Genomic DNA, 13,332 nt, shown 5'->3' on the forward strand with positions numbered 1-13,332 from the left:
TGTCGAGGCGCCGGCCGTACCGGTGTGCCCGGGGTCAGCCGGGGTCAGCCCGTCTCAGCGGCCTTCTGCAGCTCACCGAGCACCTTGGCCGGGTCCTCGACCGCGCCGCCGATGGTCTGCTTGATGGTGTCCTGGACAGCGGGCCACTTGGGGTCGGTGAAGGGGTAGAAGCTGGCGTTCGGGAGTCCGTCCAGGAACGGCTTCAGCTTCTCGTCGCCGGACAGCTTCTCGATGCCGCCCTTGGTGACGGGCAGCAGCTTGTAGTTGTCCACGATCTTCTGCACCGCGTTGCCGGTGTAGAAGAAGTCGAAGAACTTCTTGATCTCGGCCGGGTGGTTGTTCTTGTTGAACGCCATGATCCAGTCCATGACGCCGAGCGTGGTGTCGAGCGCACCGGTCTTGCCGGCGATCGGCGCGACACCGTACTTGTCCTTTACCGAGCCCTCGTCGAAGATCGGGATGGACATCGGGCCGCCGTTGACCATGCCGACCTTGCCCGCCGCGAAGTCCTCCCAGACCGTCTTGCGGTCCTTGGTGCCCGGGTTGGGGGTGGTCAGACCCGCGTCCACCAGGCCCTTCATGAAGGTGAAAGCCTCGATGTTCTGGGGCGAGTTGATCGCCCACTTGCCGGAGGCGTCCTTGTATCCGCCACCGGCGCCGAGGAACCACAGGAACGACTCGCCCTGCGCCTCTTCCTGGCCGAGCGGCAGGCCGAACGGCTGGCTCACGCCCGACTTCTTCAGCTTCTCCGCGGCGGCCTTGAGTTCGTCCCAGGTCTTGGGCGGCTCGGCGATCCCGGCCTTGTCGAACAGCTCCTTGTTGTAGAAGAGCCCGCGGGCCGAGGAGACGAACGGGATGCCGTACGCGACCCCGTCCACCTTGCCGAAGTCGGCGAACTTGGTCAGCAGGTCCTGCTGAACGTTCGGGGAGAGGACCTCGTCGACCTTGTGCAGCAGCCTGTCCTGGACGAAGCCGGAGTAGCCGCCCGTCTGCAGGATGTCCGGCGGCTGGCCGTTCTGCACCATGGTGGCGACCTGCTTGTCGATGTCGTTCCAGTTGATCACCTGGACATCGATCTTGATGTTCGGGTTGGCGGCCTGGAACTCATCGACGATGCCCTTCCAGAACTTCGCCCCCGCGTTTTCCGCGTTCGGGTCGGAGCCGTAGTCGGCGGCCACCATCTTCAGCGTCACCGCGCCGCCACCCGAGGAGGTGTTCTGGCCGCCGCCCTCGCCTGTTCCGGACGAGCCGCAACCGGCCAGGGCCAAGACGGCCGCCAAGCCGAGGGCGCCCGCGATCCTCGTTCTCATCAGTGAATACCACCTTGACCTGGGGGAACCTCTGGTCCGTACCGGTCCGCCGGCCGTCTGCGGGGCCCCGTGTAGACGGCTGCGTCCAAGTACGGCGAGGCCAGCGTAAGCGCGTGCTTGATAGCCGGTCCATACCGGGAAATATCGGATCTGCAACGAGTAGGTGGCGAATAGACGTCGCCGGTCTAGACCGGTTGGAAACGATCGATGTCAGCCGCCCCCTGCCCCCGGTCGCCAACCACCGGAATCGCGGTGCATGTCATTGCGCGGTATAGACCAGTTTCAGGCGTCGTGGTGGCGATGCCTGTTCAGTGCGCGACGGCCCGGTGCACGTCCTCGGTGACCGACATGCCGGGCTCGGCGGAGGCGACCCAGGGGCCGTCCAGGGAGGGGTCCAGGATGCCCTCTTCCAGGAAGGTGTAGCGGCCGGTGAGGGCGTACCGGGCCAGGCGTACGTCGTCGCCGTCGGTGTTGCTCCACAGCCGCCCGAACAGCTCCGCCACGCGCAGCCGCGCCTGGCGGCAGAAGACGTCGGCCAGCTCCTGCGGCCTGCGGCCCAGGTCGGCGGTGTCCTCCTGGGCGCGGACGCAGGCGGCGGTCATCGCGAACAGCTCCGCGCCGATGTCCACGACGCGCCCGAGAAAGCCTTGTTTGTGCTCCAGCCGGGCCTGCCAGCGGGACATGCCGTAGAAGATGGACCTGGCCAGCTTGCGGCTGGTCCGCTCCACGAAGCGCAGGTGCCCGGCCAGCGGCCCGAACTCCGCGTACGCCCCCGGCCGCACACCCGCCCCGACCACCAGCGTGGGCAGCCAGCGGGCGTAGAAGCCGCCCGCCCTGGCCAGCGCGCGGGCGCGGTCGGTGGCGGCGGCCGAGGGATCGACGAGCTGCCCGGCCACCGCGAGGTGGGCGTCCACCGCCTCGCGGGCGATGAGCAGGTGCATGATCTCCGAACTGCCCTCGAAGATCCGGTTGATCCGCATGTCCCGGAGGATCTGCTCGGCGGGGACGCCCCGCTCGCCCCGCGCGGCCAGCGACTCGGCGGTCTCGTACCCGCGCCCGCCCCTGATCTGGACCAGGTCGTCCACCACTCGCCAGCCCATCTCCGAGGCGTAGAGCTTGGCGAGGGCCGCCTCGATCCTGATGTCGCTGGTGCCGGAGTCGGCCAGCCGTCCGGCGAGGTCGACCACCGCGCCCATCGCGTACGCGGTCGCCGTGATGAACGCGAGCTTGCCGGCCACCGCCTCGTGCGCGCCGATCCGCCGCCCCCACTGCTCCCTGGCCCCGGACCACTCCCGGGCGATCTTGGCGGCCCATCTGGCATTACCCGCGCAGGTCGCGGGCAGCGAGAGGCGGCCGGTGTTGAGCGTGGTGAGGGCGATCTTGAGGCCCTGCCCCTCCCGGCCGATCAGGTTGGCGGCCGGTACGCGTACCCGGTCGAACCGGGTCACGCCATTCTCGATGCCGCGCAGCCCCATGAATGCGTTGCGCCGTTCGACCGTGATGCCCGGCGTGTCGGCCTCGACGACGAACGCCGAGATGCCCCGGGCGGTCCTGGCCATCACCACCAGCAGGTCGGCGATCACGCCGTTGGTGGTCCACAGCTTGACGCCGTCGAGCACGTAGTCACCGCCGTCGGGCGTGGCGGTGGTGGCCAGGCGGGCGGGATCGGAGCCGACGTCCGGCTCGGTCAGGAGGAAGGCCGAGACGTCCCCGGCCGCGCAGCGGGGCAGGAACGCGCGCTTCTGCTCCTCGGTGCCGAACAGCTTCAGCGGCTGCGGCACGCCGATCGACTGGTGCGCCGACAGCAGCGCGGCCAGCGACGGGACGTAGGAGGCGACCATGGACAGGGCACGGCCGTAGTGGACGTGGCCGAGCCCCAGCCCGCCGTACCGCTCGGGGATGTTCATCCCGAACGCGCCCAGTTCGGCCAGCCCCTTGACGACCTCGTCGGGGATGCGCGCCGTACGCTCGATCAGCGCCGGATCGACCCGGGCGGACAGGAAGCGGCGCAACGACCGCAGGAACCTCTCGCCCTCGGCCGCCCCGGACACCGGCGGCGGCGGATGCACCAGATCCAGCCGGAAGTCACCGAGGAAGAGCTGCCTGCCGAAACTGGGCCGGGTCCACTCGGTCTCCCTGGCCTGCTCGGCGACCTCGCGGGCGCGCGCGTAGTCCGTCATGCCGATGGACGTACCCGCGCGCGGGCGGGTCAGACTTTGGGGACCTCGGCCACGCAGAACACCGTCTGGCCGAACGGCGGGCGGACGAACCGCTCGATCAGCCGCGTCATCGGGACCACCGTGCGGTCGTAGATCTTGACCAGCCGCGGGTCGGGATAGCCCACACCGCCCCGGCGCACGGCCAGCCACCAGGCGATGCCGCCGAGGAAGTTGATCGGCTTGAGCGTGCGGATCTTCAGGCCCGCCGCGGTCACCGTGCGGGCGAGCGTGGTCGGCGTGTATCGCGTGACATGCCCGACCTTGCGGTCGAAGTCGCCATAAAGCTGCATGTAGCCGGGCACCCAGATGATGATCCGGCCCCCCGGCACGGTGACCTGGGCCAGCGAGCGCAGCGCCTCGACGTCCTGCTCGATGTGCTCAAGGACGTTCATCATCACGACCGTGTCGACCCGGTCGTCGCCCTCCAGCGGGATCTCCGTCGGCAGCCCGAACTGCAGGACCTGGATCGCCTTCTCGTGCCCGTCGAACCGCTTGCGCAACTGCTCCACGCAGTAGGGGTCGAAGTCGCTGACCACCAGGCGGTCGAGCCGGGGCAGGAACTGCTCGGCGAAGTGGCCGAGCCCCGAACCGATCTCCAGCATCGACCGGCCGACGTGCGGGGCCACCATGTCGATCTCGTACTGGCGGTAGTTTCTGGCCTCATCGCCGCCCAGGTGGTTTTCCAGGGCTTCGTCTCCGGCGGCCGGTTGTACTACACGGTCATACCCAGACATGCGATTCCGTCCAGCTCGCTGATTACACAAAACCGTGGCCGGTCGGCCACGGTACGGACTCGGCCGAGTCTAGTGGGATCAATGGCGGCCGTTCTCAAACTCCGCCCCATCTCCGGACCCCGCACCCCTCCAGTCTGCCTCAGCTCCGCGTCAGCGGGCGGAGGAGTCGTCGTCATGGCCGGCCAGCCAGGCGTCGACGCGCCGCAGCAGATCCTTGGCGACGTGCTCGGGCGCGGAGGAGGATCGGATCGACTGGCGGGCCAGTTCGGCCAGCTCCGCGTCACGGAACCCGTGCACCTCCCTGGCCAGCTCGTACTGCCGCAGCAGCCGCGAGCCGAACAGCAGCGGGTCGTCCGCGCCCAGCGCGATCGGCACCCCCGCGTCGAACATCCGCCGCAGCGGCACGTCCTCGGCGCGCTCGGCGACCCCCAGCCCGACGTTGGAGGCCGGGCACACCTCGCAGGTGATCTGCCGGTCGGCCAGCCGTTCCAGCAGGCGCGGCGACTCGGCCGCGCGCACGCCGTGCCCGATCCGGTCGGCGGCCAGGTCGTCCACGCACTCGGCCACGCTCACCGGCCCGGCCAGTTCCCCGCCGTGCGGCACGGCCAGCAGCCCGGCCCGCTTGGCGATCCGGAACGCGCCGTCGAAGTCGCGCGCCCTGGCCCGCCGTTCGTCGTTGGACAATCCGAACCCGACCACGCCCTCGCTCGCGTACTGTGCGGCGAGCCTGGCCAGCGTCTTGGCGTCGAGCGGATGCCGGGTGCGGTTCGCCGCGACGACCACCCCGATGCCGATCCCGCTCGCGGCGGCGGCCTGACGTGCCGCGTCCAGCACCAGGTCCAGCGTCGCCGTCAGCCCGCCGAACCGCGTCGCGTACCCGGAGGGATCGACCTGGATCTCCAGCCAGGCCGACCCCTCGGCCGCCTCGTCCTGCGCGGCCTCGCGCAGCAGCCGGTAGACGTCGCCCGGCCGGCGCAGCACGGAACGCGCGATGTCGTACAGCCGCTGGAACCGGAACCAGCCCCGCTCGTCGGTCGCGTGCAACTGGGGCGGCCAGTCCTCTTCCAGCGCGTCGGGCAGGTGGATGCCCTGCTCCCTGGCCAGTTCGATCAGCGTCGAATGCCGCATGGAACCGGTGAAGTGCAGATGCAGGTGCGCTTTCGGGAGGGTGTGGAGTGGCCGTGGCATTTCCCCATGGTGCCGTAACTTCGATCTCAACCTGCGCGGACCCCGGCGCGTTGGGAGGGGCGAAAGGGGACCTCGCTGATGACGGACGAAGACGAGGCGGCCTTCGACGAGTTCCTGGCCGCCCGAAGTACGGCTCTGCTGCGCACCGCGATCCTGGTGTGCGGCGCGTCCCAGCATGACGCCGAGGACCTGGTCCAGCACGCCCTGGAGAAGGTCTACCGGCACTGGCCGCGTATCCGGCACGACAACCCCGGCGCCTACGCCAGGCGCGTCGTGGTGAACGCGGCCATCTCCGCCGCGCGGCGGGCGAAGGTGATCAGGGAGATCTCCTTCGCCCGCCCGCCGGACACGGCCGCCACCGCGGCCGACCTCGATCTGCGCGAGGTCATGCTGGGCGAACTGCGCAGGCTCCCCGCGCGGATGCGCGCGGTCGTGGTGCTGCGCTACTGGGAGGACCTCTCGGAGACCGAGACGGCCACACTGATCGGCTGCTCGGTCGGGACCGTGAAGAGCCAGGCGGCCCGAGGGCTCGGCCGCATCCGCGAACGCATGACGAGGCTGGAGGGAGTGAGCGCATGACCATCGAGGACGAACTCAAGGACGCCATGTCCACGCAGGTCGGCGACGTGCGGGCGGGGGCGGGCACGGCGGCGGCCGTGCGCAGGCTGCACCGCCGCCGTGCCGTCCGGCTCCGTACGGCGGGCGCGGCGCTGGTGACGGCGGCGGTCGCCGGGGCGGTGCCGCTCTACCTGGCGATGAGCCCCGGCCAGCAGCCGGGTCCGGAGCGTGGGGCGGCGTTGGGCGCCACGGTACGGCCGGGTGTGGTGATGCCGGACCTGGCCAAGATGACCATGGAACAGGCGGAGCGGGCACTGGACCGCGCCGGGCTGACGGCCGACTACAAGAGCGCGCCCTCCAGCACGGTGCGGGGCGGCACGGTGATCTCGCAGTCGCCCGCCGCGGGCATGGCCCTGGAACCGGGGGCCCGCGTCACGGTCACCGTGTCGGACGGGACCAAGGACAAGCTTCCGCCGGAACTGGGCGACCTGGACGAGGGCGGCAGGCGGTTCGCCGGGATCGAGTGGAAGTACCTGCCGGACGGGCTGAAGTGGGAGGGCTGGTACGTCGAGGACAGCTTCGGCGCCGACAGCCTGGCCACCTCATGGAACATCCCGGCCGACACCGGGGAGCCGCCCGGGGTCAACGTGGTCGTCTATCGGGGGGGCTCGGCCGCGGAGGCCGCCGACCGGCTGACGCGCTATGGCAAGGAGGGCGCCGAGTCGATCACCGTCAGGAACGACCGGAAGGCGTACCTGGTCGATGTGGGCGAGAAGGACTGGGTGCTGGGCGGGGACGAGTCGGAGCCCGCGCCGACCGCGACTTTCACCGAGCTGCCCGCTGAGTCGCTGTCCGCGGAGCCCACCATGATGCCGTCCGAGGACGGGGAGAAGTCCGCCGAACCGAGTGAACCTGAGGCGACCGAACCGAGCGAACCTGAGGCTACGCCGTCAGGGGAGTCCGGCAGCCGCCTAATGCTCTGGCAGGAATCGCCGGAGCTGGCGATCGAAGTAATGATCAGTGCGGAGCTCGCCGGAAAGATGGGCGCCGACGCCGAGCTGAAGAAGATCGCCGAATCGCTCACCGTCGTGCCGTGAGCCGGCGAGGGGGCCCGCCCTGCGGGAGCGGGCCCTTGCCGCTCGCGTCAGCGGAGCTCTGAGAACAGCTTGCCGATCCGGCTGACGCCCTCCACCAGGTCGTCATCGCCCAGCGCGTAGGACAGCCGGAAGTAGCCCGGAGTGCCGAACGCCTCGCCGGGCACCACCGCGACCTCGGCCTCTTCGAGCACCAGCTCGGCCAGCTCGGCGGTCGTGGCCGGGCGGTGGCCGCGCAGCTCCTTGCCCAGGAGCTGCTTGACCGACGGGTAGGCGTAGAACGCGCCCAGCGGCTCGGGGCAGACCACGCCGGGGATCTCGTTGAGCATCCGCACCATGGTCTGACGGCGGCGGTCGAACGCCTCACGCATGGTCGCCACCGCCGACAGGTCGCCGGTCAGCGCGGTCAGCGCGGCGGCCTGGGACACGTTGGCCACGTTGGATGTGGCGTGCGACTGGAGGTTGGTCGCGGCCTTCACGACGTCCTTGGGGCCGATCATCCAGCCCACCCGCCAGCCGGTCATCGCGTAGGTCTTGGCCACGCCGTTCAGGATGATCACGCGGTCGGCCAGCTCGGGCGTGGCGGTGGCGATGCTGGTGAACTCCGCTCCGCCGTACACCAGGTGCTCGTAGATCTCGTCGGTGACCACCCAGAGCCCGTGCTCGGCCGCCCAGTGGCCGATCGCCTCGACCTCGGCGCGGCCGTAGACCGCGCCCGTCGGGTTGGACGGCGAGACGAACAGCAGCGCCTTGGTGCGCTCGGTGCGGGCCGCCTCCAGTTGGTCGAGGCTCGCCAGGTAGCCGGTCGTCTCGTCGGTGACGACGTCGACCTGGACCCCGCCCGCCAGCTTGATCGCCTCGGGGTAGGTGGTCCAGTAGGGCGCAATGACGATGACCTCGTCACCCGGGTCGAGCAGGGTGGCGAACGCCTCGTATACCGCCTGCTTGCCGCCGTTGGTGATCAGCACCTGGGAGGTTTCGGTGCGGTAGCCCGAGTCACGGAGCGTCTTGTCGACGATCGCCTGCTTGAGCTCGGGCAGGCCGCCCGCAGGGGTGTACTTGTGAAAGCGCGGGTTGCGTGCGGCCTCGACGGCGGCCTCGACGATGTAGTCGGGCGTCGGGAAGTCCGGCTCGCCCGCGCCGAAGCCGATCACCGGACGGCCGGCGGCCTTCATGGCCTTGGCCTTGGAGTCCACCGCGAGGGTCGCGGACTCGGAGATGGCTGCGATACGCGCTGATATGCGAGGTCGGGTCATACCCCCATGTTCCCAGACGCGCAGGGCCGTCACCTCCCCTTATCCGCCCCTTGGACGGGGCGTCGCGGGGTGTGGCGGCTCGTGGCCTGGTCTGCGGCGTGGCGTGCGGTGCGGCGTGCGGTGTGGCCGGTGGTTCTTGTGCGGTTCGACGTGGAGCCGAAACCGCCGTAGACTGCGGCATGGCCGTGGCCACCGTTCGTCGCGTGGTCGGCCGAGCGAGTCCTGGCCAGACTCCGGCTCAGTCGGGGTATGGTTGGTTGCACGACCTAGGGCACTGGCGCAATTGGTAGCGCACCGGTCTCCAAAACCGGCGGTTGGGGGTTCGAGTCCCTCGTGCCCTGCGAGAAGCGGTCCGCGCGGCAGGCGTGTTACAGCGCACCGCAGGTGGCGAGGACACGACGGATCAGGTGATTAATTGTGGCGATCGACACGCGCGGCGAGACTTCGGACAAGCCGGCTCCCAGCCCAAAGAAGAAGCGCACCACACCAGCCCTGTTCTACCGGCAGGTGGTCGCTGAGCTGCGTAAGGTCATCTGGCCGACGCGCAAGGACCTGATCACCTACACCACGGTCGTCTTGGTCTTCGTGTTGATCATGGTGGGCATCGTGTCCGCGCTAGACTTCCTGCTTACGGAGGGTGTGCTGGCGGTCTTCGGGTCCTCCTGAGCGATCCGGAGTCAACGTCGGCGGGCACACCCGCCGGTGTTGCCAGCAGCCCATCCAAGGAAAGAGAAAGAGTCACCGTGTCCGAGACCCCACTGTCGGCCGGCGGATCCCGCGATGAGTGGGACGGCGAGCCCGACGAGGTGATCGAGGCCGTCGGCGAGAGCCCTGAGGCGGCGGAGTCCGAGGCGTCGGAAGAGCCTGAGGCCGCGCATGAGGCCGATGGCGCCGATGAGTCGGCCGTCGATGAAGACGGTGACGTCCTTCCGGATTTGTCGGACGTCGACCCGGTCGAGGAGTTCAAGCGCCAGATGCGCGGCCTCCCGGGTGAGTGGTATGTCATCCACTCCTACGCCGGTTACGAGAACCGGGTGAAGTCCAACATCGAGACCCGTATCGGCTCGCTCAACATGGAAGACTTCATCTTCCAGGTCGAGGTGCCCACGCACACCGTCACCGAGTTCAAGAGCGGCAAGAAGGTCCCGGTCAAGGAGCGTGTGCTGCCCGGCTACGTGCTGGTCCGGATGGACCTCTCCGACGAGTCGTGGGCGGCGGTCCGCAACACGCCCGGCGTCACCGGGTTCGTCGGCCTGTCCAACAAGCCGAGCCCGCTCAACCTCGACGAGGTCGCCAAGCTGCTCGCGCCCGAGCCGGCCGAGGAGTCCAAGAAGGCGTCGGCCAAGGCCGCGCCCGCCACGGTCGACTTCGAGGTCGGCGAGTCCGTCACGGTCATGGACGGGCCGTTCGCCACGCTGCCCGCGACGGTCAGCGAGATCAGCGCCGAGTCGCAGAAGCTCAAGGTGCTCGTCTCGATCTTCGGCAGAGAGACCCCGGTCGAGCTGTCGTTCAACCAGGTCTCGAAGATCTGAGTCATCGCGTAGACTTGCCATTCGTCCCCTCGGTCGCGTAGCGATGAGCCGCGCCCGCGAGGGATCGTAAAAGGACCCGGAGAAGGACAGATGCCTCCTAAGAAGAAGATCGCGGCATTGGTCAAGGTCCAGCTCCCCGCTGGCCAGGCCACGCCCGCCCCGCCCGTCGGTACCGCGCTCGGCCCGCACGGCGTCAACATCATGGACTTCGTGAAGCAGTACAACGCTGCCACCGATGCCCAGCGGGGGAACATCATCCCCGTCGAGATCACCATCTTCGAAGACCGCTCCTTCAGCTTCATCACCAAGACGCCTCCGGCGCCCGAGCTGATCAAGAAGGCCGCCGGTCTCGACAAGGGCAGCGCCAACCCGCACCGCGACAAGGTGGGCAAGCTCACCAAGGAGCAGTTGCGGCAGATCGCCGAGACCAAGATGCAGGACCTCAACGCCAACGACATCGCGGCCGCCGAGAAGATCATCGCCGGCACCGCCCGGTCGATGGGCATCACCGTCGCCGACTGACGACGCCGACCGACCCGGTCGGCCGGTCAGCCAGTGGGAGGGCCGAGCGCTGGCCCACACCACGACCACTCGTCCATGACACAGGAGTGAGCAGTGAAGCGCAGCAAGGGCTACCGCAACGCGGCGAGCCAGATCGACAGAGAGCACCTTTACGCCCCCGCCGAAGCGGCGAAGCTGGCCAAGGACACCTCTGCCACCAAGTTCGACGCCACCGTCGAGGTGGCGCTGCGGCTGGGCGTCGACCCCCGCAAGGCGGACCAGATGGTGCGCGGCACCGTCAATCTCCCGCACGGCACCGGCAAGACCGCCCGGGTCCTGGTCTTCGCGACCGGTGACCGCGCCGAGGAGGCCCGCCAGGCGGGCGCCGACATCGTCGGGGCCGATGAGCTGATCGATGAGATCTCCAAGGGCAACCGGCTCAACGAGTTCGACGCGGTCGTGGCCACCCCCGACCTGATGGGCAAGGTCGGTCGGCTGGGCCGGGTGCTCGGCCCCCGCGGCCTGATGCCCAACCCGAAGACCGGCACGGTCACCCCCAACGTGACCAAGGCCATCGGCGACATCAAGGGCGGCAAGATCGAGTTCCGCGTCGACCGGCACGCCAACCTGCACTTCATCATCGGCCGCTCGTCGTTCAGCGAGCGCCAGCTCGTGGAGAACTACGCGGCCGCCCTCGACGAGGTGCTCCGGCTCAAGCCGTCCGCGGCCAAGGGGCGCTACCTCAAGAAGGTCACCTTCAGCACCTCCATGGGCCCGGGCATCCCGGTCGACCCCAACATCGTCCGCGGCCTCGTCGCCGAAACCCCGGCCTGACCCAAACCCGGCAGCCCACCCCGCCCACATGAGGCATGGGGTGGGCTTCGTCGTTCCTCCGATGCGTCAAACCCGCCAGAGGGCTTGAACCCCAGATGATCGCGCCGCCATCGAGGTACGCCACCCCCAACAAACCCCGCCGCTCGTACCCCGCCGCCGTACCCCTGCGCCCCGCCCCCGGCATTCCGCATATGCCTTAGCCGCCCACCGACCCCAGCACCACATAACGGGACTCATCCCAGCCCTAAACTCTCCCGCCATTACCCCTCAACACCCTCCAAGCAGTACGCCCCGCCTCCGGCGCGCCCCCACCCCCACCCACGCGGCGTACGCCCAATGGACCTCGCTCCGCTCGGCCTGTGTTCCCCGGCCCCCGCGCTACCGCGCGTCGCCCCAATACGCGCTACCGCGCGCATTCGCCCTCGCTGACGCTCGGCCTGCTTTTCCTAAGGCCGGGCTCCGCCCGGCGCTACCACCACCAGCACACCGATACCCACCTCAACCCACCACGGCCACCAGCTCCGACCAAGACCTCAGGAACCCATCCCACGCGCCCTTGATGACCGTGAACCTCACCAACTCCAGGCAAGCCGCTCGGCCTGCACGCCTTTGCGAGATATCGTTCCTGGGTTCCCAGCCGTATCCCCACAGTCGTTGAGAGGGTCGTCCTCGCGAATCGCGATGCTCCGAGGCCAGCTAGCGAGGTCACCGTTTTCGAACTGAATGAAATCGCCACCAGCGCCAGGAAAACCCGCAGGTCAGCAAGTGTGCTCCCCGCACGCGCGGGGATGGTCCCGGCAAATCTTCCCCGCGAGCGTGAGCGGTGGCGTGCTCCCCGCACGCGCGGGGATGGTCCCCCCTCCCCCCGCCGCCGACCGCCTGGCGGCCGGTGCTCCCCGCACGCGCGGGGATGGTCCGGTGAGCCTCACCGACGAGGAGATCACCCGGAAGTGCTCCCCGCACGCGCGGGGATGGTCCCCTGTCCCAGTACACCGACAACGTCTCGGGGCTGCGCTCCCCGCACGCGCGGGGAGGTTCCCGTTTATGAACGCCTGGCCCTCCGGGCCCATGTGCCCTGCGCGCGGGGGTCTTGAGTGTGATGAGTACGGCCCCTCACCGGCCGTCGCGGGAAGGGAGCGACGGGCGGCCCCTTTCCGATCTGTGGTGCTTCCTATGGGCGCAGGGGCGGGGGCATGGGCCGGTGGTGATTGGGGGTCAGGGTGGGGAGGGGAGGATGGAGAGTTCGGTGGGGTAGGCGTCGGGTGGGGTGGAGAGGGTCCAGGTGATCATGGCGGCCAGGGACTCTGGCTGGATGCACTGGGCGGGGTCGTAGGGGCGGCCGAAGGTGGTTCGGACCTCGGCCAGTAGGGCGGTGGCGGTGGCCGCGGGGTAGATCGTGGTGACGCGTATTCCGTGGGGGACTCCTCCTCGCGGAGGGAGTCGGCCAGTTCTCGCAGAGCCGCCTTGCTGCCGACGAAGGCCGACCAGCGGGGGACTCCGGTCATTCCCGGGGAGGCGTTGACGAAGATCACGTGGCCTCTGGACCGGCGCAGGGCGGGCAGTGTCAGGCGCAGGAGTTCGGCGGCGGAGGCCACGTTGACGGCCAGGGTTCGTCGCCAGGTCTCTGGGTCGGTGTCGGCGACGGATGCGATGGGGGAGATCCCCGCGCAATACACCAGGGCCTGGACGTCTTGCGGTCCACCCGCCAAGGCGGTGGCGAGGGTGGCCGGTTCGGACAGGTCGGCCTCGATGCCCGGTACGTCGAGCCGGGAGACGTCGCGGCCGATGGCGGTCACCTGGTGTCCGGCGGCGGTGAGGGCGTTGACCAGTGGCCTGCCGATCCCTCCGGTGGCTCCGGTCACCAGTACGTTCCCCATGATCGGCTCTCCTGGTCCGTGTGCGGTACGTGATCAACAGCGGGGGCGAATGTGCAGGTTTGGCGAGGTAAAGGTGCGTTTACTGCTGAAGTATCGGTACTTCCCTGATAAAGGCGGACCCTCAGGGTAAACCCGGGGATAACCCGGAGGTCCCGGGGGATCCCGGCCCGAACACCCCGCGAGCGCGTAGGGTCGGAGTCAGTGCAGGGGATATGAAGGGACTCAAATA

General features: G+C 69.2%; 12 protein-coding genes and 1 tRNA gene. 7 read left to right on the forward strand and 6 right to left on the reverse strand.

Annotation, left to right across the window (positions count from 1 at the left end; genetic code table 11):
• Positions 1 to 44: 44 nt before the first annotated feature.
• From ACH34R_RS04790 to ACH34R_RS04805, 4 genes are all read right to left on the reverse strand, one after another.
• Complete coding sequence (locus ACH34R_RS04790; RefSeq protein WP_397560055.1) at positions 45 to 1,310, reverse strand: extracellular solute-binding protein; 1,266 nt, start codon at positions 1,308 to 1,310, stop codon at positions 45 to 47.
• 308 nt (positions 1,311 to 1,618) lie between these two features.
• Complete coding sequence (locus ACH34R_RS04795; protein ID WP_397560056.1) at positions 1,619 to 3,490, reverse strand: acyl-CoA dehydrogenase family protein; 1,872 nt, start codon at positions 3,488 to 3,490, stop codon at positions 1,619 to 1,621.
• Between the two features lie 29 nt (positions 3,491 to 3,519).
• Positions 3,520 to 4,263 (reverse strand): class I SAM-dependent methyltransferase, encoded by a 744-nt coding sequence (locus ACH34R_RS04800; RefSeq protein ID WP_397560057.1) that lies wholly within the window; start codon positions 4,261 to 4,263, stop codon positions 3,520 to 3,522.
• A 150-nt stretch (positions 4,264 to 4,413) separates the two neighbouring features.
• Positions 4,414 to 5,451: an adenosine deaminase gene (locus ACH34R_RS04805; protein ID WP_397560058.1), complete on the reverse strand. Its 1,038-nt coding sequence runs from the start codon at positions 5,449 to 5,451 to the stop codon at positions 4,414 to 4,416.
• A 78-nt stretch (positions 5,452 to 5,529) separates the two neighbouring features.
• Here ACH34R_RS04805 and ACH34R_RS04810 point away from each other — a divergent pair, with 78 nt between their 5' ends.
• Positions 5,530 to 6,030, forward strand: coding sequence for a SigE family RNA polymerase sigma factor (locus ACH34R_RS04810; RefSeq protein ID WP_397560059.1), 501 nt, complete (start codon positions 5,530 to 5,532; stop codon positions 6,028 to 6,030).
• A complete protein-coding gene (locus ACH34R_RS04815; protein WP_397560060.1) occupies positions 6,027 to 7,106 on the forward strand; it encodes a PASTA domain-containing protein in 1,080 nt (359 codons plus the stop codon). The genes ACH34R_RS04810 and ACH34R_RS04815 overlap by 4 nt, the downstream gene beginning before the upstream one ends.
• Positions 7,107 to 7,153: 47 nt before the next feature.
• Here ACH34R_RS04815 and ACH34R_RS04820 read toward each other — a convergent pair whose 3' ends face one another.
• Positions 7,154 to 8,359: a pyridoxal phosphate-dependent aminotransferase gene (locus tag ACH34R_RS04820; RefSeq protein ID WP_397560061.1), complete on the reverse strand. Its 1,206-nt coding sequence runs from the start codon at positions 8,357 to 8,359 to the stop codon at positions 7,154 to 7,156.
• A 268-nt stretch (positions 8,360 to 8,627) separates the two neighbouring features.
• Between ACH34R_RS04820 and ACH34R_RS04825 the strand changes: the two genes are divergently transcribed.
• The 5 genes from ACH34R_RS04825 to rplA all read left to right on the forward strand — a co-directional run bounded on the left by ACH34R_RS04825 (position 8,628) and on the right by rplA (position 11,226).
• Positions 8,628 to 8,700 (forward strand) — tRNA-Trp (locus tag ACH34R_RS04825).
• 76 nt (positions 8,701 to 8,776) lie between these two features.
• Positions 8,777 to 9,025 carry a preprotein translocase subunit SecE gene (secE, locus tag ACH34R_RS04830; protein WP_111167752.1) on the forward strand — a complete coding sequence of 83 codons (249 nt, stop codon included), beginning with the start codon at positions 8,777 to 8,779 and terminating at the stop codon, positions 9,023 to 9,025.
• A 77-nt stretch (positions 9,026 to 9,102) separates the two neighbouring features.
• Entirely contained in the window at positions 9,103 to 9,891 is a 789-nt protein-coding gene (nusG, locus tag ACH34R_RS04835) for a transcription termination/antitermination protein NusG (protein WP_111167751.1), read from the forward strand.
• 90 nt (positions 9,892 to 9,981) lie between these two features.
• Complete coding sequence (gene rplK / locus ACH34R_RS04840; RefSeq protein WP_111167750.1) at positions 9,982 to 10,413, forward strand: 50S ribosomal protein L11; 432 nt, start codon at positions 9,982 to 9,984, stop codon at positions 10,411 to 10,413.
• Between the two features lie 93 nt (positions 10,414 to 10,506).
• Positions 10,507 to 11,226, forward strand: a complete 720-nt coding sequence (rplA, locus tag ACH34R_RS04845; RefSeq protein WP_397560062.1) for a 50S ribosomal protein L1 — start codon at positions 10,507 to 10,509, stop codon at positions 11,224 to 11,226.
• Between the two features lie 1,286 nt (positions 11,227 to 12,512).
• Here the strand turns inward: rplA and ACH34R_RS04850 are convergent.
• Positions 12,513 to 13,103, reverse strand: coding sequence for an SDR family NAD(P)-dependent oxidoreductase (locus ACH34R_RS04850; RefSeq protein ID WP_397560063.1), 591 nt, complete (start codon positions 13,101 to 13,103; stop codon positions 12,513 to 12,515).
• Positions 13,104 to 13,332 lie beyond the last annotated feature (229 nt).

The sequence above is a fragment of the Spongiactinospora sp. 9N601 genome (genome assembly GCF_044326295.1).
GTDB lineage: Bacteria > Actinomycetota > Actinomycetes > Streptosporangiales > Streptosporangiaceae > Spongiactinospora > Spongiactinospora gelatinilytica.

Excerpts from the sequence above, each read along its gene's own strand:
- ACH34R_RS04790 (WP_397560055.1), bottom strand. The coding sequence starts at position 1,310 with ATGAGAACGAGGATCGCGGGCGCCCTCGGCTTGGCGGCCGTCTTGGCC.
- ACH34R_RS04795 (WP_397560056.1), bottom strand. The coding sequence starts at position 3,490 with ATGACGGACTACGCGCGCGCCCGCGAGGTCGCCGAGCAGGCCAGGGAG.
- ACH34R_RS04800 (WP_397560057.1), bottom strand. The coding sequence starts at position 4,263 with ATGTCTGGGTATGACCGTGTAGTACAACCGGCCGCCGGAGACGAAGCC.
- ACH34R_RS04805 (WP_397560058.1), bottom strand. The coding sequence starts at position 5,451 with ATGCCACGGCCACTCCACACCCTCCCGAAAGCGCACCTGCATCTGCAC.
- ACH34R_RS04810 (WP_397560059.1), top strand. The coding sequence starts at position 5,530 with ATGACGGACGAAGACGAGGCGGCCTTCGACGAGTTCCTGGCCGCCCGA.
- ACH34R_RS04815 (WP_397560060.1), top strand. The coding sequence starts at position 6,027 with ATGACCATCGAGGACGAACTCAAGGACGCCATGTCCACGCAGGTCGGC.
- ACH34R_RS04820 (WP_397560061.1), bottom strand. The coding sequence starts at position 8,359 with ATGACCCGACCTCGCATATCAGCGCGTATCGCAGCCATCTCCGAGTCC.
- rplK (WP_111167750.1), top strand. The coding sequence starts at position 9,982 with ATGCCTCCTAAGAAGAAGATCGCGGCATTGGTCAAGGTCCAGCTCCCC.
- ACH34R_RS04850 (WP_397560063.1), bottom strand. The coding sequence starts at position 13,103 with ATGGGGAACGTACTGGTGACCGGAGCCACCGGAGGGATCGGCAGGCCA.